General features: G+C 67.2%; 5 protein-coding genes. 1 reads left to right on the top strand and 4 read right to left on the bottom strand.

From position 1 onward, the window contains the following. Window positions 1-24 precede the first annotated feature (24 nt). Entirely contained in the window at window positions 25-252 is a 228-nt protein-coding gene (locus AC1DXX_RS32835; RefSeq protein ID WP_093241232.1) for a hypothetical protein, read from the bottom strand. A 57-nt stretch (window positions 253-309) separates the two neighbouring features. On the opposite strand from AC1DXX_RS32835, the gene AC1DXX_RS32830 reads away from it, so the two are divergent. Further along, window positions 310-636 carry a DUF6172 family protein gene (locus AC1DXX_RS32830; RefSeq protein ID WP_478138382.1) on the top strand — a complete coding sequence of 109 codons (327 nt, stop codon included), beginning with the start codon at window positions 310-312 and terminating at the stop codon, window positions 634-636. A 3-nt stretch (window positions 637-639) separates the two neighbouring features. Here AC1DXX_RS32830 and AC1DXX_RS32825 read toward each other — a convergent pair whose 3' ends face one another. Genes AC1DXX_RS32825 through mfd form a run of 3 tightly spaced genes read right to left on the bottom strand, consistent with a single transcriptional unit; the run spans window position 640 to window position 5,890 of the window. Next, complete coding sequence (locus AC1DXX_RS32825) at window positions 640-1,704, bottom strand: Ldh family oxidoreductase (RefSeq protein ID WP_478138381.1); 1,065 nt, start codon at window positions 1,702-1,704, stop codon at window positions 640-642. Beyond that, window positions 1,701-2,411, bottom strand: a complete 711-nt coding sequence (gene serB, locus AC1DXX_RS32820) for a phosphoserine phosphatase SerB (protein WP_478138380.1) — start codon at window positions 2,409-2,411, stop codon at window positions 1,701-1,703. Before serB ends, AC1DXX_RS32825 begins: the two co-directional genes overlap by 4 nt. Next, window positions 2,408-5,890, bottom strand: a complete 3,483-nt coding sequence (gene mfd / locus AC1DXX_RS32815; protein WP_478138379.1) for a transcription-repair coupling factor — start codon at window positions 5,888-5,890, stop codon at window positions 2,408-2,410. The genes serB and mfd overlap by 4 nt, the downstream gene beginning before the upstream one ends. Window positions 5,891-5,977 lie beyond the last annotated feature (87 nt).

The raw sequence follows: 5,977 nt of genomic DNA, 5'->3' as shown, positions 1-5,977 counted from the left end.
GCCTCGGCCAGGCCCTGTAGATCTTCAGGGAGAGCGATGCAGGCGGGGGGCCGCCAGCAGGTCCAGGTTGTCCGCAATGGCCGCATCCACATTCGGATAGCGGCCTTTCATCTTGGACAGCGTCATGATGGTCTGCAGCGCCTTCAGGTCCTTGACCGAGGGCGCGACCTTGATCTGCGCAATGGCTGCCGGGGCGTTGCCGCCATTGACCAATGCCATCACCTTGCTTGCCCAGTCGTTTGCGCGCGCCATGTCTTCACCTGTTTTCCGTTTGAACCGCCGACTGTACACAGCGGGTTAGGATCACCCATGAGAAAAACCTTTCAGCTTCAAGTCGAGGGCAAGCACCCCGACCGCCTCCTCGAAGCCACCAAGCACGAGATCCGCAAGTACATCAAGCGCGAGCGAAGGCGCGAATTGCCCGAGGGCAGCGACTTCTGGGACTTCGATTGCAAGTTCGGCGCATCGGCGGAAACCGCCGAAGTCGTCCACCTGTCGGCCATTACGGGCCTGATCGACGGCATCGTCAAGGACGCCGGCAAGCAGTTCTACGTCGAGATCCTGGCCAAGCCCGGCAAGCGCAAGCCGCGCCCGGCCGGGGAAAAGGCGGAAGAACCGCCCGAAGAAGAAATCTAGCCCTCAGAGGAGCGCCTTCGCGAGCTGCAGCCCGTGGCGCTGCTCCGCATCCTGCAGCGAGCGCGCGATCGACGGGTGCAGCCGCACCCCGTTCTTCGATTGCGCATCCCGGCGCCTCAAGCCGCCTTCACCCGGCAGCCGAACCGGCTTCGCGGGGTCGATGGGGGTGTTGTCCCGGCATTGGGCCGCCACATGGTCCATCTGGCGCAAAAACGCTTCCTTGCCGCCGAAAGCATGCAGGTCGTGCAGCGTGATGTGCACCGTCGCGCCCCAGCCCTCGCGCGGGTCGGCCCGGCCGAAGCCCGCCAATCCGGCCGTCAGCGTCTCCACCAGCAGCGCCATCCCGTAGCCCTTGTGGCCATGGCTCAGCCCGCCAACGGGCAGCAGCGTGCCGGGCGGCTGGTCGAACAGCACCTGCGGGTCGTTCGACGGCTTGCCGGCCGCATCGATCAGCCATTCCTCGGCAAAGGTCTCGCCGGCGGCACGCTTGCGGTTGCTCATGCCGTTGGTGGTGATCGAGGCCGAGATGTCGACCATCACACCACCCTGCGACAGCGGAAAACCCATGGCCAGCGGATTCGGCGTGAACACCGCCTGCGTGCCGCCGAAGGGCGCAACGCTGGCCGTGTTCGGGTCGGAGCAGGCCAGCAGCATCAGCATGTCTTCCTGCAGCGCGCGCAGCATGTAGACCGCGAGGCAGGCGATGTGGTGGCTGCGGCGGATCACGAGCGAGGCGGTGCCGAGCTCGCGCGCACGCGGCAGCAGCAGGTCCATGCCCTGGTCCATGAGCCAGGGGCCGGGCAGGCGCTTGCCGTCCCAGAGCACGGCGGCCGGGCGGTCCGACAGCACCTCGGGGGCGCCGTCGCGCGTCATACCGCCCGACTCGATCTCCTTCACATAGCCAGCCAGTAGCGCGAGGCCGTGCGTGTCGTGGCCCAGCAGGTCGCCTTCGACCAGGGTGCGGGCGACGCTGTCGGCCATCGGCGCGGCGAGGCCGGCCTTCTGCAGCAGGGCGCTGGCGTAGTCCTTGAGCGCGTCGGCACGGTAGAGCGGGGCGGTGTCGGTCATTTCAGGATTTCCAGCAGGCGGTCGAGGCCGCCGTCGTTGATGGCGACCATGGCCTGTTCGCGGACCTTCGGCTTCGCGTGGTAGGCCACCGAAAGGCCGGCCTCGCCCATCATCGGCAGGTCGTTGGCACCGTCGCCGACGGCGATGGTTTCCTGCGGCGAAATGCCCATGAGCGATGCCACTTCGAGCAGCGTGCGGCGTTTCTCGGCGCCGTCGCAGATGTCGCCCCAGCTTTGCGTCACCACCTGGCCGGTGAGTTTGCCGCCGGCCTCGTCGAGCAGGTTGGAGCGCGCGAAGTCGATGCCCAGCCGGTCTTTCACGCGGTTCGCGAAGAAGGTGAAGCCGCCCGACACCAGCAGCACCCTGAGGCCGGCTGCCTTGCAGGCCGCCACCAGTTCGGCCGCGCCCGGGTTGAGCTTCAACCGCTCGTCGTAGACCTGCTGCAAGGCCTCGACCGGCACGCCCTGCAGCAGCGCGACGCGGCGGCGCAGGCTTTCCTTGAAGTCCTTGATTTCGCCGCGCATTGTGGCTTCGGTGATCGCCGCCACCTCGGCCTTCTTGCCGACGGCATCGGCGATCTCGTCGATGCATTCGATATTGATCAGCGTCGAATCCATGTCGAACGCGATCAGCTTGAAATCGGCCAGCGCCAGCGGCGGCTTCACGCGCTGGAGGACGAGACCGGGAGAGATTTCTGTAGCGCTCATGCGGGGGCGGGTTCCTTGACGATGGGTTGACCGAGGCTGCGCAGCACATCGCGCACCATCTGGGCGCGCTCCCTGGGCTCCTTGAGTTCGCGCTCGATGCGCAGCTTCTCGTTGCCGGCGAGCTTGATGTGCTTGTTCTTCTGGATCAGCTGGATGATGGCCATCGAATCGACCGGCGGATCCTTCTTGAAGGTGATGTGGATGATGCCCGGCGCGGCATCGACCTTCACCACGCCATAGGGCCGCGCCAGCACGCGCAGCCGGTGCGTGTCGATCAGCGTCTGCGCCTGCGGCGGCAGCTTGCCGAAGCGGTCGACGATTTCTTCCAGCAGGGTGTCGATCTGGTCGGGCGTTTTCGCGGTCGCGAGCTTCTTGTAGAACGACAGGCGCAGGTGCACGTCGCCGCAGTAGTCGTCGGGCAGCAGGGCGGGGGCGTGCAGGTTGATCTCGGTGGTGACCGACAGCGGCGCCAGCAGGTCGGGCTCCTGCCCGGCCTTGAGCGAGCGCACGGCTTCGCTCAGCATCTCGTTGTAGAGCTGGAAGCCGATCTCCATCATGTTGCCGCTCTGGTTCTCGCCGAGCACTTCGCCCGTGCCGCGGATTTCCAGGTCGTGCATCGCGAGGTAGAAGCCGGAACCGAGCTCTTCCATCTGCTGGATGGCGTCGAGCCGCTGCGCTGCATGCTTGGTCAGGCCTTCGGTGTCCGGAACCATCAGGTAGGCATAGGCCTGGTGGTGCGAACGCCCGACGCGGCCGCGCAGCTGGTGCAGCTGCGCCAGGCCGAACTTGTCGGCGCGGCTCATCACGATGGTGTTGGCGGTCGGCACGTCGATGCCGGTCTCGATGATGGTCGAGCACAGCAGCAGGTTGTAGCGCTGCGCCACGAAGTCGCGCATCACGCGCTCCAGTTCGCGCTCGGGCATCTGGCCGTGGGCCACGGCGATGCGGGCCTCGGGCAATATCTCTTCGAGCTTCTGGCGCCGGTTCTCGATGGTCTCGACCTCGTTGTGCAGGAAGTAGACCTGCCCGCCGCGCTTCAGCTCGCGCAGCACGGCTTCGCGGATGACGCCCGTGCCTTCGTTACGCACGAAGGTCTTGATGGCCAGTCGGCGCTGAGGCGCGGTCGCGATCACGCTCAGGTCGCGCAGGCCTTCGAGCGCCATGCCCAGCGTGCGCGGAATCGGCGTGGCGGTGAGCGTGAGCACGTCGACCTCGGCGCGCATCGCCTTCATCGCCTCCTTGTGACGCACGCCGAAGCGGTGTTCCTCGTCGATGATGAGCAGGCCCAGGTTCTTGAACTTGATCGACGGCGACAGCAGCTTGTGCGTGCCGACCACGATGTCGACCGTGCCCTCGGCCAGCCCCTTGGCGGCGGCCGTGATTTCCTTGGTCGAACGGAAGCGGCTCATCTCGGCCACCCGGACCGGCCATTTGCCGAAGCGGTCGACCAGCGTCTGGTAGTGCTGTTCGGCCAGGAGGGTGGTGGGCGCGAGGAACGCGACCTGTTTGCCGCCGGTGATCGCGATGAAGGCGGCGCGCAGCGCGACCTCGGTCTTGCCGAAGCCCACGTCGCCGCAGACCAGCCGGTCCATCGGCTGGGGCGAGATCATGTCCTGCACCACGGCGTGGATGGCGGCCTTCTGGTCGGCAGTTTCCTGGAAGCCGAAGTCGTTGGCGAACACCTCGTAGTCGGCGGCCGAGTAGCGGAAGGCATGGCCTTCGCGTGCGGCGCGGCGGGCGTAGATATTGAGCAGCTCGGCGGCCGAGTCGCGCACCTGTTCGGCGGCCTTGCGCTTGGCTTTCTCCCACTGGCCGGAGCCCAGCCTGTGCAGCGGCGCCTCGTCGGCGCTGACGCCGGTGTAGCGGCTGATCTGGTGCAGCTGCGAGACGGGCACGTAGAGCGTGGCCTTGTCGGCATATTCCAGGTGCAGCATTTCCTGCAGCAGCGGCTTGCCTTCTTCATCGATGCCCTGGCCCAGGTCCATGTGCATCAGCCCGCGGTAGCGGCCGATGCCGTGCGCGGTGTGGACCACCGGGTCGCCGACGTTGAGTTCGGACAGGTCCTTGATCAGCGCCTCGACGTCGCTGACCTGTTCCTGCTTCTTGTTGCGGCGGCGCGTGGTGGGCGCGGTGGCGAAGAGCTCGGTCTCGGTGACGAGGTCGATGCCTTGTTCGCGCCATGCGAAGCCAGAAGCCAGCGCGGCGGTGACGATGCCGATCTTCTCGTTCGTCATGGCCTCGAACTCGGCGAGCGAGTCGAAGGCCGGCGGGCTCACGCCGCTGGCGCGCAGGAAGTCGAGCAGGCTTTCGCGCCGGCCATCGCTCTCGGCGACCATCAGCACGCGGTGCGGCGTGGCGGCGATGTGGGCCTTCAGGCCGACCAGCGGGTCTTCGGCGCCGCGCACCACCGCGAAGGGCGGGAGCTTGTCGAACTCGGCGTAAGGCGTGTCGGTGGCGATGTCGCCCCGAATGGCGAGCTGCGCGTGCGGCTTGGCGCGTTGGTAGAACTGCTCCGCGTTGAGGAACAGTGCCTCGGGCGGCAGCGCCGGCCGCTCGGGGTCGCCGCGCACCAGCCGGTAGCGCTCGTTCGCGTCCTGCCAGAAATGCTGGAACGCGGGTTCGAGGTCGCCGTGCAGCACGACGGTGGCGTCGGCGCCCAGGTAGTCGAACACCGTGGCCGTTTCGTCGAAGAACAGCGGCAGGTAGTACTCGATGCCGGCGGTGGCCACGCCGTTGCCCATGTCCTTGTAGATGCGGCTCTTGGTCGGGTCGCCTTCGAGCAGTTCGCGCCAGCGGCTGCGAAAGCGTGCGCGGGCGTCGTCGTCCATCGGGAACTCGCGGCCCGGCAGCAGCCGCACCTCGGGCACGGGGTAGAGGCTGCGCTGGGTGTCGGGGTCGAAGGTGCGGATCGAGTCGATCTCGTCGTCGAACAGGTCGACGCGGAACGGCACCAGCGAGCCCATGGGGAACAGGTCGATCAGCCCGCCGCGCACCGCGTATTCGCCGGGGCTCACCACCTGCGTCACATGGCTGTAGCCAGCCAGCGTGAGCTGGGCCTTGAGCTTCGATTCCTCGAGCTTCTGCTTGGCCTTGAAGTGGAAGGTGTAGCCGGCCAGGAAGGCTGGCGGCGCGAGGCGGTAGAGCGCGGTGGTGGCGGGCACCAGCACCACGTCGGCCTCTTTCTGGCTGATGCGCCAGAGGGTGGCGAGCCGCTCGCTGATCAGGTCCTGGTGCGGGGAGAAGCTGTCGTAGGGCAGCGTTTCCCAGTCGGGGAACAGGGCGCAGCGCAGGTCGGGCGCGAAGAAGGCGATCTCGTCGATCAGCCGCTGCGCGTCGTTGGCGTCGGCCGTGAACATCGCGGTCGCGCGGCCTGCGGCCTTCTCGCGCATGCCCAGCTGCGCGAGCAGCAAGGCATCGGCCGACAACGGGGGACGCGGCAGCGTGAAACGCTTGCCCGCCGTGAGGTGGGGGAGGTCCATGGAACGCCTAGGGTCTGGTCACACTATGCAAGGGGTCGCGTTGCTTCGCAAAGGGGCTGGCTGCAAGGCGCCCGCGCGCAGCAAGGC

It is taken from the genome of Variovorax sp. P4_B10 (assembly GCF_056402375.1).
Note: the sequence above shows the minus strand (reverse complement) of the source record. Positions and strands in the feature narration are given on the sequence as shown.